The following is an 18,795-nucleotide window of genomic DNA, read 5'->3' on the forward strand; positions in this document are numbered from 1 at the left end:
TCGTCTGTGAAGTCATGGTCAAAAGGCTCTCAGCGCACAAAGTTTCGGACGGCCGCCGATCCCTTGACCGTGATCGAGGGCGGGTTCGGCAGGTTCTGGGTCTGCGGATAGTTGCGGATCGTCAGCGAGACTTCCATCACCTGAGTCGAGTCGTAGTCGACGGCGATGACGTCGTTCGGCTCTGTGTATTGGAAGCGGTACGTCACGAAGATGTTCCCTGTCGGATGGAACCCTGACGAGTCGGAGTAGCCGCTCGGGATCGGTTCGCCGAACCTAGAGTTCAACTCGACGTACCCGGCACGGAACTGCGGCTGGATCAGCGCCTGGACGGGCGTCTGCGGCACCGGCGTCAACGGGTCGTACGGGTTGCCGATGATCGACTGGCCCGCGAAGACCAGCGAGTAGTCGGGCTCGGGTTGGTCGACGTAGTTGATCAGGTACTGGTTCGGGCCTACGGGCCGCTGGCTCACGCGGGAGTAGCGGACGTACCGGCCGAAGTTCGGGCCGGGCCTCTGGTCCGGGCCGATCACGGTCTCGCTGCCCGGCGTCACGAACGCGCGTCCGATCCCGCTGGCTGGATCGAGGACCGACGGCGTGCCGTCCGGTTGCGGACAGACCCGGAGGTCGATGAACCGTTTGACGTACTGGGCGCGGTCCAGGCCGGGCAACAGCGTCGGGAAGTCGTTCCACAGTTTGTTGAAGCGCCGGTTGACGGGTTGGAAGATCGGGTCCGTCCATACGCCCGTCCCCACGTCGGGGTCGTTGTTCGGCGTGTAGTCCTGCGCGGCGCCACCGTTGTAGGGGCTGACACGGACGCCCGTCCGAAGGTCGAACGGCTGTCCCGCGGCCGACTGCTGGCCCCAACTCGGCACGCGGTACTCGTAGGGCAACGTCTGGTCGGTGCCGACCTCGCGGGAATCGAAGCTGGACAGAAGCTTGCCGTTCCGGGTGTCCGGTACCGCCGGAACGAAATTGAGCCGGGCGCCGACGTTGCCGTTCAGCGTCGCGGCGTTGACCGAGTCGGTGAACGCGAACGGGTAGACGTATCCGCCCGCGTTGACGTCCGGCCGAGGAAGGCGCCGGATGTCCAGGCAGCGCGTGACGTTGAAGATTTCGAGGCCGTCGTTCATGTCGTCGGCCATGGTCGCCGGATCGTAGTAGAAGAGGCTGAAAACGTCGGCGCCACCGTTGTTCCACGTCCGGCCGACGATGTAGGCCGGGGTCGGGTCGTTGGGGTCCGAGCCCCACCGCGCCCTTTGGTCGCCGGCGCGGGCGCCGTTCGCGGCAAAGGTGGCGGGCCAAATGCTCGGCCACGTCCTTGTCAGGAGCGAGGACCACGCGCCGTACTGCGTCGTGAACGTCTCAGGGCCGACCTTCAGGGCATTGTTGGTCTCTTCGCCGGTCCGGACGGCGGTGGTGCCCGCCGCAGGTTCGCTGGTGACCCTCGTCGGTTGGAACCGCACGAGCGGGACGAGTTGCGGGACGTTGTTCACGTAGTACACGGCCCGAGTACGGCGGTCGTAGACGGCTTGGACCATGTCGTAGCGGCTGACTTCCGTGACGACCCTGGCTTTCTTCAGCCAGTTCAGGATCCGCAGGCCCTTGGCCTGGCCCTGAGCCGTCAGGCTTCCGTTCGCATAGTTGGCGTCGACTCCCGGAAGCAGCGTGAAGAAGGCGGGATCGTCGATGTCGTCGGCCTGGCCGTCGTTGTTCGCGTCCTGGAACAGGTCCGTGTTGACGACGTATTGCCCGTTCCTCCAGACCTTGACCTGGACTTCGGCCCGGTAGAGCACGTAGAGGTTGTCACGGGACGCGTTAAGGGACATGAGCAGGCCGTCATAAGGGTTGTTGTAGACCCCCGGCGCGACGGGTTGGCCGCCCGCACCGGTCGAAACCGGGCTGTGCAGGCCGACGAAGTACCGCGTCATCGACATCCCGGAAGCGGCGGGAAAGTTCGGCTGCCCTTTGGGCGCCTGCAGCGTCGGGTCTTCCTTTCCCGTGTCCGGATTGATGAAGGCCCCGGACGGGCCGCGCGTCGGGTCGCCTTCGGAAGGCTTATAGGCGTCCAGCTTCGTGAACGGCAGGTCGGTGGCGACCGCCGTCCCGTCCTTGCCCGGCACGACGACGGTGCACGCGCCACGGCTGGCACTGTTATCGCGCACGGCGGCGGCGTTCTGCAGTTCGCGCTCGAGCCGGGCGATGAGCGACCGCGCCTTGTCCTGCGCGTCGGCGAACCCTTGAGCCGCCCGTGTCAGGTTGAAACCCTGGACCACAGGGATGAAGATGATCGCCATCAAGATCGCCGTGATCGCCAAGACGGTGATCAGCTCGATCAGCGTAAAGCCTTTTCGCCTTGCCATGTCAGTCGTTCCCTCCGATCTGGAGGCTTTCGTTATCCGTCTTGCGCCAACTGCGCATCCAAAACTCGAGGTCGTTGAAGTTCGCGGCCTGATCGTCGGTCAGCTTCATGGACGTGGGGTTCCACATCACGCGCACCCAGAGCGAGGCCCCTCGGACCCGGCGCACGGCATAGCCCCGCGACCAGTCGAAGACCGCCCCGCCCGAGACCTTGTCCCGGATGTCCGCATAGGCCAGGTTCACGCCGTTCACGTTCTCGATACCGGAGAACTGGAACTCTTGGTCGTAGACAGGATACGGCTGGCCGCCCGTCGTCACCCACATTTCGCCGACGACGATCTTCTGGCCGAGGTCGTAGGGGGCGGAGTAGATCCGGTACGGACTGCCGATCGGGTTGCCGTTCGTATCGGGCGAACCGCCGATCAAAACTTGTCCGGGAGACAGGCCTGCGGCCACGCCGTAGGCGGAGACCCGGTACTGCCGGGCGGCCTTGAACGGCTGGACGGACCACTCGTTGTGGCCCATGTAGAGCACGCGGACGTTCCGGTGAGAGACGTCGGGCAGGAGCTGCCGGGGCGTCCACGGGTTGAACACGTCGCCCGTCGGATAGCAGGCCCAGACGGACATCCCGTTGGACGCGTCGCCGTCCACGTCGCGGAACAGGATCTGGCCGTTGATCTTGTCGACCGTCCATCCGCTGTCCGGGTTCTGAGGATAGCTCGCGACCGATGCGTCGTTCGGCTGGTTGCCGAGCAGGATCGCGCCCGTGTCCATGTCCTGGACGATGACGTCGGACGTGCCGCCGCCGCTGTAGGTGATCAGGTTCGGAACCGTCAGGCCCGTCCCGTTATACGTCGTCTGGTCCGGGTTGGCAGTGCCGAACGATTTGATGCCGTTCAGCGTCAGCTTGATCTGCCGTGGTTGGACCGTGGACCCGACCGCCGTGCTCGGAGGCACGCGGAACTCGTCGCGGATGAGCCGCCAGTCGTAGACCGTGTAATCGACCCTCGCGAGAAGGGCCTGGCTCGTGCCGTTCGGGCCGACGAACCGGGAATTGAAACCGTTGGGATTGAGAAGGACGGTGCCGAGGCAGAACCCGAGCGTGCCGAAGGTGCCCGTGCCCGCGACCCGGTACTCGTAAGGGTCGTTGCTGAACGACTGCGATCCGGGGATCTCCTGGTACACCCGCTGGAGCCGGACCGAATCCGGGTCGGCGTACAGGAAGTTCGACGGATTGAACTGGGACCCGCCGGAATAGATGTCCGGTTGGGCGACGAGTTGGTCCACGGCGAGGATCCAGTACCGGCCCGAAGTGCGGGCGTAGGACGGCACGTTGTTCGGGTCCAAGTCGGCTTGGACGATGACGTCGTACTGCTCCGTCCGGCCGCCGTTGTCATAGGCGAAGCTCAGGGCGATCCGGTACTTGCGGCGCACGTTGTTCGGCGCGATCCAGATCTCGTCTTTCGACGGGAGGCCGTTGTCCGGCTCGTAGGGCACGTAGTAATACTCGTTCTCGGCCCAGCGGAAGATGTTGGGGATGCTGGCGTCGTAGTTGCCGAAGCGCCGCCGATAGTCGTTGCCGTAGACCTGGAGGACGCCGTCCTCGCCGATCCCCTGCTGGGTCGGATAATAGTAGGCCGGAGCGAACGTCAGCTGCAGGACGCCGCCGAAGTCCCGTCCTGCAGGCAGTCCAGGGACGCGCCGGGGAGCAGGGACGACCGTGCTCTCGCCGATGACGCGCGAAAAGAGGTTGGCGCCGCTGACCTTCGGCCAGCTTCCGATGTTGACGCCGTCGACGATCACGTTGCCCGACTGGTCGACCTTGCCTCCCGTCGTGCCGGGAGACGGCATCAGGTCGGACGTCAACCGGCTCGAATCGATCTGGACGCGGACCCCGCCAGCCGTGTTGACGTACCGGACCGGCACGATCATCTCGGCCAACTGGTTGGAGCGCCCCTGGATGCGCTGCATCTCAGCAGTCCCGAGCTGGTTGGCGCTCGTGTTGAAAGCGGCGGTCCTGAGGATGCCGAGGCCCGGCGGGAAGACCTGCACGATGGCGAGGATCCCGACCAGGAAGACCACGATGACGACCAATAGCTCGATCATCGTCGTACCCGCGCGTCGAAGGTTTCTCATGGCTTAGATCTGGCTCGGTCGACGGTCGGAGGTCAGGGCATCACGCGCCAGCTGTACTCTTTGACCAAGTTCGAAGCGAACGGGCGCGCCGCGCCGCCCAGGAAGAGGACGATGTCGCGGTTCGCTTTGACGAGCGACCCGTTGTTGAAATCGCGGAAGTAACCGTTCCAAGTGATCGGCGTCGTCTCGGGCGGATCGGCGTAGCCGAGCTGGCGCGGGTCGTCGTTGGCCGAACCGTTCCCGTAGCCGCTGCCCGTGCCGATCGCGAAGTTGGTCCAGAACAAGGCGTAACGCAGTTCGTACCGTTTGACCCCGTTCGCGTCCTGGTCCTGGGCGACGTCGTAACCGCTGAAGGTGTAAAGCTGGACCTGCTGGTTCTGGTTCGCGCACGGCACGCCGCCGTAGCAAACGGTCCCGTCGGTCGGGCCGTAAGCCTGACGGGCGCCCGCCACGTCGTCCGTCGCGTCGATCTTGCCGTCACCGTTCGTGTCCACGATCGGACGGACGCCCGCGACCTCTTTGTCCGGCCAGACGGCCGTGGTCACGTCCGAGAGGCCCGCCCGGTTGAACGCCGGCCGGAACGTATTGATCGAACCGACCCGTTTCGGATAAAGGAAGCCTTTGAGCGCGTTGGCCGGGACGATGTCCGTCCCTCCCTGTGTATAGGTCGTCACATAGCCCAGCAGCTGCGGGGGGTAGCCGCCCTGGTCGAGCTTGTAGAGCTGGAGGGCCTGGCGCAGGTTGTTCATGTTCGAGATGTCCCCGGAGCGGTACGCGCCTTCCTTCGTCTTGACGTAGACGGGGAAGATGATCGCGGCCAGGATCGCGATGATCGCGATGACGGTCAGGATCTCGATGAGGGTGAAAGCTTTCGTCTGACGCATGTTGCCCTTCTCGTCTCTTCGACGTTTGACGGACCCCGCGCCGGCCTTGTTCCCTTATGCGCCCCCAAAAAACGTCTGGGTATACGAATTTACGAGCGCCGTCAACTGCGGTTCGAACAGCACCGCACCCAAAGCGCCCGCAGCAAGATAAGGCCCGAACGGGATCATGGTCAATTCTACTTGAGGCTCGTCCTCGATTGCTTCGACCGCATAGGGGTCTTCGGCGAACCAGCGTTCGTAAAGCTTCGGGACCACGAGGCCGATCACGTCGATACAGAGCACGTACCCCAGTCCGCACGTGATCAAGGACCCGAAGCTCTCCGGCTGTTCGTCTTCGTACGCGTCGTCGCTTTCCGGCTCGCCCTTGCGGGAGAGCGCCCGGACCAACACCAGCAGACCACCGATCACGGCGCCCAATATGACGGCCAGCCCGAAACTGACCAGCGCCATCATCGGGAACAAGACGGCCCCGATCCCTCGCGCCATTTTGATGTCACCGTGGCCCATCGCGTCCTTGCGGAAGAGCAGCCGGCCTAAAAAGGCGATGCCCCAAAGGGCCCCGACTCCGGCCAGAGCCCCCGCCAGGGCGCTCGGAACCCCCGCCGTCCATGCTTCCGGCCGACCCTGGGCGATCATGACCGCGTTCATCCCGAGTCCGGTGATCAACATGAACGCGTTGACCTGGTCAGGGATGATGTAATGGGCGAGGTCCGTGAAGATCGCGGCCACGAGCGCGCTCGCGAACAACATGAACGCGACGGCCTTGACAGGGTCCCCAGCCATCACCGTGACCTGGCCGGCGCCGCCGACGGCGTCGGGACGGCTCAAGTACATCCACCAGATCCAGCCCCACAACGTGCCGTTCACAAGTTCGACCCAAAAGTAGCGGCTACTGACCGGGGCTTTGCAGTGGCGGCACTTGCGGCCCAAGAACAGCCAGCTCAGGAGCGGGACGAGGTCCGGGCCGGTCAGGCGGTGCTTGCACACGGGACAAAAGCTGTGGGTCGGTTTGGCGACCCCTAGACCCCTAGGGAGCCGATAGATCACGACGTTCAAAAAGCTGCCGACCGCCGCCCCGATCCAAAACCCGATGATCCACGTCCACTCTGGGAACACGCCACGCCCCTCCTTGGGCCTCGCGGAGGTTACCGCAAGCCGCCCTGACCGGATTATCGGGAGCCTGCCCTCGGACGAGGAGTCCGGAACGGTACAGACCCGGCGCGGCCCGTGATATCCTGCCCGCGACAAGGAAGGACCATGAGTTTCACCTTACTCGCCGCCTGCACCCTCCGGCCCGCCGACCCCGTCGCGTTCGGACGGGCGGCGCTGGAGCGCGACCTTGGGGCCAAGGCGTCCCTGGTCGACGTCCGGATCGTGCCCGGATCGTCGAAGGAGTCGTTCGAGATCAAGGTCAAAGGCGGAAAGGTCACGGTCACGGGCAGCGACCCCAACGGGGCGATGTACGGTGCCCTCGAGTTCGCCGAACGCGTCCGTATTCAAGGTGAAAAGGCGTGGCGGCACGACGTGTCCGCACGGCCGTTCTTACCTGACAGGGGCCTCAATCTCTTCCTCACGTTGCCGTGGAACGTCGCGAAGAACGACACGGACACGGACGTCGCCGCCCTGACGGATCCGGAACGTTGGTGGTTCCAGAACGACTCGTACTGGACCTCGCTCCTCGACCTTATGGCCGAGAGCCGCCTGAACTGGTTGGACATCCACGGATGCTGGGACATCAGCGTCACCGACGCGCCGAACCTGTACGCCTATTTCGTGACGAGCCCGTCCTTCCCGAAGGTCGGCGTGCCTCAGACGGTCAAGGACGCCAACCTCGCCCGGCTGAACAAGGTCATCGACATGGCCCATGCGCGCGGCATCCGGGTCAGCTTGATGTCCTATCAAGCGAACCTCAAGATCCCCCAGAACCGAGAGGTCCCGTACCAAGAGACCGAAGCGACCGTATACGCCTACACCCGCGAAGCCGTCGAGCAGATGGTCCGAAAGGCGCCCGGCCTGGACGCGATCGGGTTCAGGATCGGGGAGAGCGGCAAGAGCGAGTCGTTCTTCAAGTGCTACCAGGAAGCCGTCGACCGGAGCGGAAAACCGATCCCTTTGATCACCAGGAGTTGGATCACCCGCAGGCAGAACGTCCTCCCCTTGGCCCGGGCTTCCAAGGACTTCACGGTCGAAATCAAATACAACGGCGAACAATGGGGGGCGCCGTACCAGATCGCGGGCGGGCGGATGGCGAATTGGTACAGCTATTCGTTCGAGGACTATCTCAGCGACGCGGGCGATGCGAAGAAGAACGCGAAGACGTGGCCGGGATGGCCGACCGAAGGCGGGGGCCGGTGGCCTGGAAACCCCTACAAGATCGTATGGCAGGTACGGGCGAACGGCACGCACAGGATCTTCCCGTTCCATAACCCGGACTGGGTGCGACGGTCGATCCGCGTGATGAGGACGGGCACCGCCTCGGGCTACACGATCGAGGGGCCTGACGCGTACTATCCGAAAGACCCGCTGTACTACCTCGCCGATCCCGACGACAAGTACTGCGACTGGACGCACCAGCGGGACGAGCTCTATTGGATGGAGTGGGGCCGCCTCGGATATGACCCGGAGACTCCGGACTCCGTCTTCGAAGCAAAGCTCAAGGACTGGTTCGGCGACGCGTCCGGAACCGTTTCCAAGGCCTGGACCGCCGCGAGCCTGATCGTCCCCACCGCGTTCCTGTCAGGCGCGTTCGGTTCGGACCACCGTGACCATGCGCCGGAGCTCGAAACAGGGGGGAGCACGTACGACGCCGTCACGTTGCGCCCTCTCGACGAGTCGGCCGTACGGGCTCCTGCTGACGACGCCATGCAGACGGCTCTTGGCCTCAAGGACGGCCGGAGACCCGTCCAAGACTTGGCGGCGCTCTTGGAGCGCTTTGCCCTCGACGCTCGGGCGATCCGGGACGTGACGCCCGACCGGATTCCTGTCAAAGGCAAGGCCCGGTTCAAAGAGATCCAGGCCGCCGTCGAAATGCTCTCTCATCTAGGCTTCTATCACGCCATCAAGGCGGAGACGGCGACCGAGTTGGCCGATTCGATGCGCCAAACCGGGCGACCGGGGCTCAGCCAGAGCTCGGCGTCGGCCCCGGACAGCCTTGTGGACGCATGGAAGCGGCTCTCCGACTCTCCGGAAGCCCGGTTCTACCGGCCCTTCACAGAGCGGTTGCGGATGCACACGAACACCTTCCATTGGGCGTCCTTGCTCAAGTCGGTCCAGGACGATGCCGCATCGTTGAGAGCCTTAGGGACGACGGGCGTCCAGAGGGCCCCGTCTCGGGTGCCGGCGCCCGTTTCGGGACAGCGGCTCAAAGTCGGACTCAGTACGCGTCACGTCATCTGCTCGATCGACGGGCCGTTCCGGCGCGCTTGGCTGCTGCACAAACCTTTGCCCAGTTCGACGTTCTTCCACCGGGTCGCGATGGTCTCCAAAGAGGGACGATGGACGGCGACCATCCGGCGCGAACGCTGGGGGCACTGCCTCGCGGTCGAAACCGAAGACGCGCGCGGTGTGGTCTCGCGCCAGCCCGGTGCTTTCGCCGGGAACGGCGCGCCGTACCAAGTCGTCCCGTCACTGCCTGGCCAGACACCGCAGATCTACAGCAGCGAAGAAGCGCTAGACCACCTCGATCCGAAGGTCTTGGACCCGGACAAGTACGGGCCGCTGCTGCTCGCCCCGCGGGCGTGGCGGTTCTTCAACGGCTTTGACTCGTCTCAGAAGCGCAAACTGCTGGAAGCCGTGTCGCGAGGTTTGGACTTGGTCGTCCTGCAGCAGGACTTCGTGTCCGGACGCTACAAACTCGACTTCCTGCCCCGTCCGCCCCGGTTCGAAAACTGCCCGACTCCGGACGTCTTCGACCCCTCGGGAGCCTTGGGGATGTCGAAAACGGAGGTGCCGGGCGTCTTGTGGCAGCGTATCGCTCCGACCGACGGTTGGACGGTCCATGGAAACGGCGGGGTCGCCGAGACCAAGATCGGACGCGGAAGGGTCGTGGTCGTCATGGCCCGCTTGATGCAGACTTGCGCGTTTACACCCTCGGCCCAAGCCATCAAGGCGCTCTTGAGAACGATCGGCGGTCCCAAGCCGGTCGTGCTCGTCGACGCGGGGACCGAAGGAGCCCCTTTCACAACCTCGTTTTGGCCTGACACGATGAACGTTCTCGACGTCCCGTTCTTGACTTTGGGCGAAGTCGTGGCTCTCGAACAAGGAACCTCTTCGTCCCGGGTCGTCCCCGGCCCCGTCACCGACGGCGACGTCCTCGGCGGAAAAGGCCAGTCGATCGCAAACGCCTATCTCAGAGGGCGCGTCGTCCAGATGGCGAGCCGGCCCGCACCGGCGTCCAGAGAGGAGGCCGACAAGCTCCGCGCGTCCCGAAAGACCGAATTGCTCCGGACCTTGGGCCTCGATCCCATGCCACCGAGGACTCCTCTCAACGCGAGGACGACGGGCGTCGTCCAGAGAGACGGGTACACGGTCGAAAAGGTGGTCTTCGAGAGTAGCCCGCGCTTCTACGTGACCGCCCATGTCTACAAGGCGCAAGGCGACCCGCTCGTACGCCGGCCCGTGATCGTCAACGTGAACGGCCATTGGGCGCACAAGAAGAACGAAGACCGGATCCAACTCCGTTGTGCCTTCCAGGCCCTGAAAGGCTACATCGCCATCGCGATCGACAGCCCTGGGAACAGCTTTGAAGGCGATAGCCTGATCGAACGGCGTGCCGAAGGCAGCCACTTCGAGTTTAAGCTCGTGCAGGGCGGGGCCAACACCACCGGGACCTATGTGTGGGACGCGTTCCGGGCGCTGGACTATATGGCCACCCGATCAGACACGGACGTGTCCAGAGTCGGGATCACCGGTGCGTCAGGCGGGGGTCTCGCCACGCTCTATGCGTTCGCCGCGGACGACCGCTATACGGCGGCCGTACCCGTCGTGTACATGTCGAGCATGGAGACCGCCCCCGAGAACGGGTGCCCGTGCAACCACGTGCCGGGAACCTGCCAGGTGGGCGACCGCTCGGACGTCCTCGCCGTCCAAGCCCCGAAGCCTGTCCTGATCATCGGGGCCGAGAACGACGGTGAGTTCCCGCCGGACGCCATGCGTCGAACGCGGGACAAAGCGGCTCAGACTTGGGCGCTTTATGGCCGGAAGGACGACGTCCAGGTCCGCATCTTCCCCGGCCCCCACGACTATAACCGGCCGATGCGGGAGGCCATGATCGGTTTCTTCGACCGTTACCTCCGCGGAACGGGCGACGGGGGCCCGGTCGAGCAACCCGGACTTTCGGCGATCGACCCGCAAGACCGCTCGCTCTTGGTCCTCGACCCTCCTCCCTCCGACGAACGGACGATGGAGGATCTGGCGAGAGAACGATTGTCGGCATCGACACGTCCGGCTGTGGTCGAGAACCTGATCGCCGTGAACGGTGGCCGACCACAGCCATCGTCGCGTCAGTGGACCGAAAGCGGAACCGGCAACCGCCGGACCGTCGTGTTCGAACCGCTGCCAGGGTTAAGAACGCCGGCTGTGCTTCTCGACCGGTCGCGGTCGAAGTCCGTCCGAATCCTTGTCGACGACCGGGGGAAAGCGGCAGCCCTGGCCTCACGGACGCCCGATGAGGCAGCTTCCGTGCTGGCCCTCGACATCCTCGGGACCGGCGAGCTGTCCGGTGCCGAGATCCGCTACGCCGTATACGCCGGGACGTCCTTGGCTTTCACAGGCGCGTTCCAGATCCTGGCGGCCGCACAGGAAACGAAGCGGTCGGGACAGGCCCTGACGGTGGTCGCGAACGGCCCTCTCAGTTCCTTGGCGGCCCTCTACGCGGCCCTGTTGGAGCCAGGCTTCGCCAGGATCGAGTCCCGAAACGGTCTGCGCGAATGGGCCGACGTGTTCCGGAGCGACGTCCCCGACGCCGCGATCCAGCCCCGGGCGAACCTGTGCGGCAAGCTTAGCGACTACCGAAGAACGGTCAAAGACTCGACGTGGTCGTTTCTGGACGAGTGACGACCGGCCCAAAAACGAGACCGCCCTGCTGAGTGACCTCAGCAGGGCGGTTCTGATCCGGGCGCCCGTCGGACCTTACGGCCCTTCGTCGCTTCCGTTCGAGAGCTGTTCGATGACTTTGATCAGTGGCATGAACATCGCGATGACGATGAAGCCGACGATGAAGCCGAGGAACACGATCAGGACAGGTTCCAATGCGGCGGTCAACGATGCCAGGGTCGCCTCGACCTCGGCCTCGTAAAAGTCGGCGATCTTCTGGAGCATGAAGTCCAGGGAGCCGGACTCTTCTCCGACGCCGATCATGTGGACGACCATGGGCGGGAACATCTTGGAGGCTTCCAAGGGGTCACCGATCCGGTCGCCTTCCCGGATCCTGGCGCGGGCGTCGAGCACGGCATCGGCCATGATCGTGTTCCCGACCGTGCCGGCGACGGTCTCCATCGCCTGAAGGATCGGGACGCCTGAGGTCAGGAGGGTGCCCATGGTCCTACTGAACCGGGCCATACAGACCTTGTGGTGGAGCTTGCCAAAGACGGGGATGACGAGTTTGATCCGGTCGGCGGTCCGTCGCCCGAACCGTGTCGAGACGAACAGTTTCCAACCGACGATGATCACCGTCGTTGCGATCAAGATGACCAGCCAGTTCTGCGTGAAGTTCTTGCTGAGGTCGATCAGGAACTTCGTCATCGCCGGGAAGTCCTGGTCCTTCAGTCCGATGTCCTTAAAGAGCTGGGCGAACTGGGGGACGACCCACGACACGAGGAAGATGACGATCGCGACGGCGGCGATCATGACGAGGACCGGATAGGTCAACGCCGACTTGACTTTGCGCCGCAAGGCGACGTCGGCTTCCAAGAAGGTCGAAAGGCGTTGCAGGGTCTCTTCCAGGACACCGCCGATCTCACCGGCGCGGATCAGACCGATGAACAGGTTGTTGAACGTCCTGGGGTGGCGTTGCATCGCCCGGCTGAGCGATTCGCCGCCTTCGACCCGTTCGCCGATGTCCATCAAGATCTTCTTCAGCTTAGGGTCTTGAGTCTGGCGGCTCAGAACGTCGAGACAGCGCACGAGGGAGACGCCCGCGTCGACCATCGTGGAGAACTGCCTGCAGAACACGGCGAGGTTGGCGAGTTTGACCTTGCCGTACCGTCGCGCCTTCTGAGCGCTGCCCTTTTTGATGAGCTGGATCTCGACGATCTCGAGACCTTGCTCACCGAACCTGGCGCGAAGGGCCTCTTCCGTATCGGCCTCGGCCGTGCCCTTTTGAAGGCCGCCGGCGGCGTCTTTGAACGTGTAGCTGTAGACGGGCATGTTCCCTTACCTATTTTCGGACGCTCGAGGGCGGTCCACCTTGTGCGCCGCCCAAATTGATCATCTTCTTGAGTTCTTCGACGTTCTGACAGCGGGTCAAAGCCTCTTCCATCGTGATCACGCCCTTCATGTACATGTCGCGCAGGCACTGGTCCATGCTCAACATGCCCATCGCGGCGCTGGTCTGGATCATCGACGGGATCTGGTGCGTCTTGCCCTCGCGGATCAGGTTCCTGATGGCGGGGCTCGCGATCATGATCTCGTTGACCGGGACGCGCCCAGGGCCGCTCGCCCTCGGGAGCAGTTGCTGAGCCACGATCGCCACGATGTTGTTCGATAGCTGGACGCGGATCTGTTCCTGCTGCCCTGGGGGGAAGACGTCGATGATACGGTCGATGGACTCGGCCGCGTTGTTCGTGTGGAGCGTGGCGAAGACCAAGTGGCCCGTTTCAGCGGCGGTGATCGCCAACGCGATCGTCTCCGTGTCGCGCATTTCACCGACGAGCAGGACGTCCGGGTCTTCACGGAGACAGGCGCGGAGCGCGTTCGCGAAGCTCTTCGTGTCGCTACCCAGTTCGCGCTGGTTGATGACCGACAGCTTGTGGGTGTGCAGGTACTCGATCGGGTCCTCGATCGTGATGATGTGGTGCGACTTGTTGATGTTGATGTAGTTGATCATCGCCGCGAGCGACGTCGACTTACCGGAACCTGTCGGCCCGGTCACCAAGATCAGACCGCGGGGCTTCTCCGTCAGTTGCTCGAGCAACGGCGGCAAGTTCAACTCGCGGCAGGTCGGAATGCGGTTCGAAATGAGACGGAAGGCGGCGGCGACGGCGCCACGGTCGCGGTACAGGTTGACACGGAAGCGGGCGCGCCTGGGGAGCTGGTACGAAAAGTCGAGCTCGAGGGTCGTCTCGAAGCGCGTGATCTGATCGTCGCTGACGATCTCGTACAGCATGCGCTGACACTGCTGAGGCGTGAACTTTTCATAGTTCAGCCTTTTGAGCTGACCGTCCTCCCGGATGACGGGTTCGCTGTTCGCCGAAATGTGGAGGTCCGAGCAGTTCCGGTCGACGACCACGTGCAGGAGTTCGTCGATGTGGAGGTCTTCCAGGGTCTTCGGTTGACCCGAACCGACCTTCGCCATCCCGCCTGCTTCGACCGTCGGCTGTTGCGCCCCGTTCGCGCCGGGAGGCCCGCCGACCGGCGGCAACGGAGCTTCGCCTTCCGGCTTGGGCGGTTCGCCCGTCGGCGTGACGAGGTCTTGCGGCAAAGGCGACGGCGAGTACGGCGATGAGTTGTCCATGTCAGTTCTTTCGGTGTCTTCGAGTTCCAGTTTAGCCTTGTCGGTCGACGGTCTGCGTTCCTTAGTATCCCGCCGTGAAGACGACGCGCATGACTTCTTCCGGAGTCGTCAGGCCGGAAAGCACCTTGGCGAGACCGTCTTCGCGCAACTCTTTCATGCCGTTCGCCTTGGCCGCGGCCTTGATGTCGCCGAGCGGTGAACGTCGTACGACCAGTTCGGCGATCTCCTCGTTCATCGTCATGAGTTCGTGGATGCCCATGCGGCCCCGATAGCCGGTCATGCGGTTCTGATCGGCCGGGATGCCGCGGTACAGCGTGACCCTCTCCTCGGGATCGGCCACCGGGAACCCGAAGCGCCGAAGGTCCATTGCGGGCACTTCGTACGGCTCCTTGTTGTCGGAGTCGACCTTACGTCCGAGCCTCTGGGCCAGGACGCCGATGACCGTGGCAGAGATCAGATACGGCTCGACGCCCATGTCGACCATACGGATCGTGGCCGAAGGCGCGTCGTTCGTGTGAAGGGTGGACAAGACCAAGTGGCCCGTCAGCGACGCCTCGATGGCGATTTCCGCCGTTTCCAGGTCGCGCATTTCGCCGACGAGGATGATGTCGGGGTCTTGGCGGAGGAAGGCGCGGAGCGCGGTGGCGAACGTCAGACCGGCCTTCCTGTTGACCTGGACCTGCGCGATGCCGCCGAGCTGGTACTCGATCGGGTCCTCGACGGTGATGATGTTCACCTCCATCGTGTTCAGCTTGTGGAGGACCGAATACTGCGTGGTCGTCTTGCCGGAACCCGTCGGGCCCGTACAAAGGAACATGCCGTTCGGCTGGCTGACCATCTCCTCGATGCGCGCCTGCAGTTCCGGCAACATGCCCAGCTTGTTGAGGCCGACCATGGCGTTCCCCTTGTCGAGGATTCTCATGACGACCTTTTCACCGAACGGGGTCGGGATCGAACTGACGCGGAGGTCGAACTCCTTTCCGCCGGTCCGGACCTCGATACGGCCGTCTTGAGGGACGCGCCGCTCGGCGATGTTCATCTCGGACATGATCTTCAAACGCGAGATGAGCGGGGCCTGAAGGTTCTTGGGGACCGTCATGGCCTCCATGAGGACGCCGTCGATGCGGTACCTGACCCGGACCGCGCGTTCCTGCGGCTCGACGTGGATGTCACTGGCCCGGTCGTTGATGGCCTGCTGGATGACGGCGTTGGCGAGCCGGATGATCGGCGCCTGCTCCGCCATCTCCTCGTCGGACGCCGTGTCCTCTTTGAAACCTTTGTCCGCGACGTCGCGGCCGACCTGCGCCTGCGCCATCAGGGCGCGGACGTCCGAGGTCATCTTGTCCCCGCCGGGAGCTCCGCTCGCCGGCTTCTCGGGTGCCGCCTCCCCGTTCGTCGCCGCGCCGGAGTAGTGCTTCCGGATCGCGTCCTCGATCGCTCCAGGGACGGCCACGGCCGGCTTGACGAGCAACCCGCTGGCAAGCCGCAACTGGTCGAGCGCTTCCAGATTGTTGGGGTTGCCCATCGCGACCCACAGCACGCTGCCTTCTTTCTTCACCGGGATGACGCTGTGCATCTTCGCGATGCGCTCGGGGACCACGTTGACCGCGCTCGGCTCGATCGCGACGCGGTCCAAGTCCACGAAGGGGTGGCCCGCCTCCTGGGCTTGGGCGTGCAGGACCTCCCGCTCGCCCGCGAAACCCAAATTGATGATGGTGCGTCCTAGTTCCGTGTTCGTTTGCTGCGAGACCTTTTTGGCCTCGTCCATCTGCTCGGGTGTGACGAACCCTCGCTGAAGCAAGAAATCGCCCATGGGTAAACGCGGAACTGCCATCGTGATCGAACCTTTCAAAGGGACGGCAGGTGGCGAGGCACCGGCCGACCGTCTATTCTAGCCGCCCAAGCCTCTCGGACGCGACGCCCGGGCACCCTTTTCTTGACGTAATCTTAGCCCGCGAAAGTTCGTCTGCGCTACTTGCCGCCGAGGAACCCGCCGACGCCGCCTCCGACATCGCCCTCGATCCGGAACCACTTCTGGACCTCATAGCGGTCGCAGACCTCTTGGACGAGGTTGTCCGTCTGCTTGCCCGCCACGTCGATACGGTGGGCGCTCGTGCCCGTCAGACGGTTCAGTTTCGCGATCGCCGCCTGCGCCGCGCCCGTGTCGGCCGGGTCGAACTCCAGACAACTTTGGATCTCGCCGATCATCGCCTGGGTCTCCGTGAGGCACTGCTGGTACGCGTTGCGGGTCGGGACACATTCGGTGGGCGGCGGCTTCGAATTGAAGAACGTGATCAGTTCCCGCCACGAATCCCGGTTGTCCTTGGCCGACTGCGCGACTTCGTTGGCAGGGTTGGCCTTCTCCATGTCGTAATCGTCGCCGAGGAGTCCCTTGAGGACTTCCGTCGTCGCCCCCGTGCCGCTGAGCATCGTGCCCATCACTTGAAGGCCCGAGATCGCTTCCCGGGACAGATCGTGGCGCTTGCGCTCGCAGAGCTCCAGGTGTTTCAACCAGTCCGAAACCTCTTTCGGCATCCGCTTGATCGTCTTGGAGTCGCCGGTGAAGGGCGTCGGCCCGCCCGAAGCGGCCGTCACGGCCGTTGTTTCCGACCCTGCTCCCGTCGTGGCGGGGCCCTTCGTGCCGCGCGCGTCGGTGAACGGCGAGCGCCCCTTCTCGCCGAAACCGAGGATCCCGGCGCCGATCAGGCCGAACAGGAGGGCGACCACGAGCAACAGGGCACCGATCCAAAAGTACGTCCGGTGTTCTTTAGCCCGTCCCGCGTAAGGGTCCCTGCTGCCGATCACGATCCTTCTTACTCCCAATTCTGCCGGACTTTACGCCGGGCACCGTCCACTTGTCGAAAAACCCGTCCGAAGATTGGGTCTATAAGAACTACGACGGGTCGAAGATCGTCCCGAGTTTTACCAAAGAGCGAAAAAGATGTCCGGATCCGGTCGAGAGCACCCGCTCTACCTGCTGTTTTTGGAACGCGTGCAGCACGCGATGGCCTTGGAGTGCCCCCAGGGGGCGTTCGAAGACGTCGAGGACTACCTCGCTTCGCTCCTCGTGGCGTTCGCACGGACGGACAGCCTGTTCCGCATCAGGGACGCCTCCGGCCGTAGCCTCAGTTCGGTCTTCGAAATGCTCGCAGAGGGCGACGTCCGCCTCAACGCGGACTCTTTCGAACGGGAGCGGGACGTCCATAAGCACATCGGGGACTACATCCTGTTCTGGAGCGGCTTGAACCCGATGTTCCTTCGGAGGCTGAAACTCGACGACGGGCGCGAACTCCTGTGCGACTACACGTTACAGGGCAAGGAGAGCTACCGTCTGGTGTCCTCCTTCGACTATCGCCCCTACGACTCCGAAGCCCCGACCTATCGGAAACTCAGTGAGAGCTTTGAGGTCTTGTCCCTAGCCCTCGCCCGGGTCGGTCGGGACCTGCCCTTCCACGCCGCCTGAACCGGACGGGACCCTCGCTTGGCGGAAGGCCGGACTCGCGGCCAAGGCCGTCAGACCGGGCAACGTCGTCCCGATCCCCATGACCAGGTACATCCCGGTCAGCCCCAGGTTCTTCAACCCTAGTCCCGTCAGTCCGGCGCCAAGGGGCTGGACACCGGCCGTCACCATCGTCGCCACCGACTGGACGCGCCCTCGCAGAGCGTCCGGCACGGCCAGGCTCATATAGGTCATCGCCGGGATGGAGGCGAACGGAAGAACGATGCCGCAGACCGCGTTCAAGGTGCAGTAGACCCACAGGTCTCTCGCGAACCCCATCCCCGCGACGCACAGCCCGACCGCGCCGAGACAGACCGCGAAAGCGATCCCGACCCTTTGGACGCGGAACTTGCCGACCAGAAGGCTGGCGATGACGAGCGGCACCGTGAACGTCAGCTCGATGACCGTCAACGACCGGAAGTCGCCGCCGAACCAAGCCCGGTTCGTCGACGTGTAGACGACCATGAACCCGGCGATAGCCAAACTGACGACCAGGTTCGCACCCATCATCGCACGCAACGCGGCGCGGCTCCAAACGGCCCTTGCGCCCGCACGAAGGTCTTCCGTCCACTTCCCTTCGTCGTCGCCCCGCCTGGGCTCGAGCGCGGGTAGGCGGCCGATGAAGGCCGCTGACACGAGGAACGTGAGCAGGTTGACGGACACGGCCAAGAGGAAGAAGCGGTCCGGATCAGCGGCTTCGAGCGGAGCGAGCACGATTCCGGCGAGGATCAGGCCCGCGTTGTTCATGAGGTGCATCGTCGACGACGACAACGAATTCGCCTCAAGGAGCCGTCCCTCCGGGACCAGCCGGGGCAGCGCCGCTCCCCGGGCAGGCATGAAGAACGCGTTGACCACCGAGAGAAGGAACGGGGTCACCAAGATCGCGGCGACCGGGGGCACGGGCCAGGTCGCGAGGACGGCCATAAATCCGGCCAGCACCGCCGCACTGCAAAGGTCCGCCGCCAACATGACCTTTCGGCGGTCGACACGGTCCGCGACGACGCCCGCGAACGGACCGACGATCAGGAACGGCAACGCGGCCAACGCCGCGACAAGGCCGACGACCGCCGGATCGCGGGTCGTCTTGTCCGCCATGTAGATGAACAACATCCCATAGACCGCATCGCCGAACTGCGACACGGTCTGCCCGATCCAAAGGTCTCGGAACTCGCGGATGCGAAGGACGCCGGTCATCGTGCGGCCGCCCGCTCCTGACGACGGACGGACTCTGTATGGCAAGCGAACGA

11 protein-coding genes are annotated in these 18,795 nt (G+C 64.2%); 2 read left to right on the plus strand and 9 right to left on the minus strand.

The features are described 5' to 3' along the window. Positions 1-29 precede the first annotated feature (29 nt). Genes JST30_00850 through JST30_00865 form a run of 4 tightly spaced genes read right to left on the minus strand, consistent with a single transcriptional unit; the run spans position 30 to position 6,494 of the window. A complete protein-coding gene (locus tag JST30_00850; GenBank protein MBS1712862.1) occupies positions 30-2,360 on the minus strand; it encodes a prepilin-type N-terminal cleavage/methylation domain-containing protein in 2,331 nt (776 codons plus the stop codon). Position 2,361: 1 nt separating this feature from the next. Then, complete coding sequence (locus tag JST30_00855) at positions 2,362-4,494, minus strand: hypothetical protein (protein MBS1712863.1); 2,133 nt, start codon at positions 4,492-4,494, stop codon at positions 2,362-2,364. A gap of 32 nt (positions 4,495-4,526) precedes the next feature. Next, positions 4,527-5,378, minus strand: coding sequence for a prepilin-type N-terminal cleavage/methylation domain-containing protein (locus JST30_00860; protein ID MBS1712864.1), 852 nt, complete (start codon positions 5,376-5,378; stop codon positions 4,527-4,529). A 54-nt stretch (positions 5,379-5,432) separates the two neighbouring features. Continuing rightward, positions 5,433-6,494 (minus strand): prepilin peptidase, encoded by a 1,062-nt coding sequence (locus JST30_00865; protein MBS1712865.1) that lies wholly within the window; start codon positions 6,492-6,494, stop codon positions 5,433-5,435. A gap of 141 nt (positions 6,495-6,635) precedes the next feature. Here JST30_00865 and JST30_00870 point away from each other — a divergent pair, with 141 nt between their 5' ends. Next, complete coding sequence (locus tag JST30_00870; protein MBS1712866.1) at positions 6,636-11,432, plus strand: prolyl oligopeptidase family serine peptidase; 4,797 nt, start codon at positions 6,636-6,638, stop codon at positions 11,430-11,432. A 75-nt stretch (positions 11,433-11,507) separates the two neighbouring features. Here the strand turns inward: JST30_00870 and JST30_00875 are convergent, their stop codons facing one another. The 4 genes from JST30_00875 to JST30_00890 all read right to left on the minus strand — a co-directional run bounded on the left by JST30_00875 (position 11,508) and on the right by JST30_00890 (position 16,854). Next, positions 11,508-12,743: a type II secretion system F family protein gene (locus tag JST30_00875; GenBank protein ID MBS1712867.1), complete on the minus strand. Its 1,236-nt coding sequence runs from the start codon at positions 12,741-12,743 to the stop codon at positions 11,508-11,510. 10 nt (positions 12,744-12,753) lie between these two features. After that, the gene (locus tag JST30_00880) at positions 12,754-14,049 is read right to left on the minus strand and encodes a type IV pilus twitching motility protein PilT (protein MBS1712868.1); all 1,296 of its coding nucleotides are present in this window, start codon (positions 14,047-14,049) and stop codon (positions 12,754-12,756) included. 61 nt (positions 14,050-14,110) lie between these two features. Continuing rightward, positions 14,111-15,883 (minus strand): Flp pilus assembly complex ATPase component TadA, encoded by a 1,773-nt coding sequence (gene tadA / locus JST30_00885; protein MBS1712869.1) that lies wholly within the window; start codon positions 15,881-15,883, stop codon positions 14,111-14,113. Between the two features lie 137 nt (positions 15,884-16,020). Further along, positions 16,021-16,854 (minus strand): hypothetical protein, encoded by an 834-nt coding sequence (locus JST30_00890; GenBank protein MBS1712870.1) that lies wholly within the window; start codon positions 16,852-16,854, stop codon positions 16,021-16,023. Positions 16,855-16,990: 136 nt separating this feature from the next. On the opposite strand from JST30_00890, the gene JST30_00895 reads away from it, so the two are divergent. Further along, positions 16,991-17,512, plus strand: a complete 522-nt coding sequence (locus JST30_00895; GenBank protein MBS1712871.1) for a hypothetical protein — start codon at positions 16,991-16,993, stop codon at positions 17,510-17,512. On the opposite strand, the gene JST30_00900 is transcribed toward JST30_00895, so the two are convergent. Then, the gene (locus JST30_00900; GenBank protein ID MBS1712872.1) at positions 17,465-18,742 is read right to left on the minus strand and encodes an MFS transporter; all 1,278 of its coding nucleotides are present in this window, start codon (positions 18,740-18,742) and stop codon (positions 17,465-17,467) included. The two genes, JST30_00895 and JST30_00900, sit on opposite strands and share 48 nt — an antisense overlap. Positions 18,743-18,795: the final 53 nt, after the last annotated feature.

This window comes from Armatimonadota bacterium, from assembly GCA_018268395.1.
Lineage (GTDB): Bacteria > Armatimonadota > Fimbriimonadia > Fimbriimonadales > Fimbriimonadaceae > JAEURO01.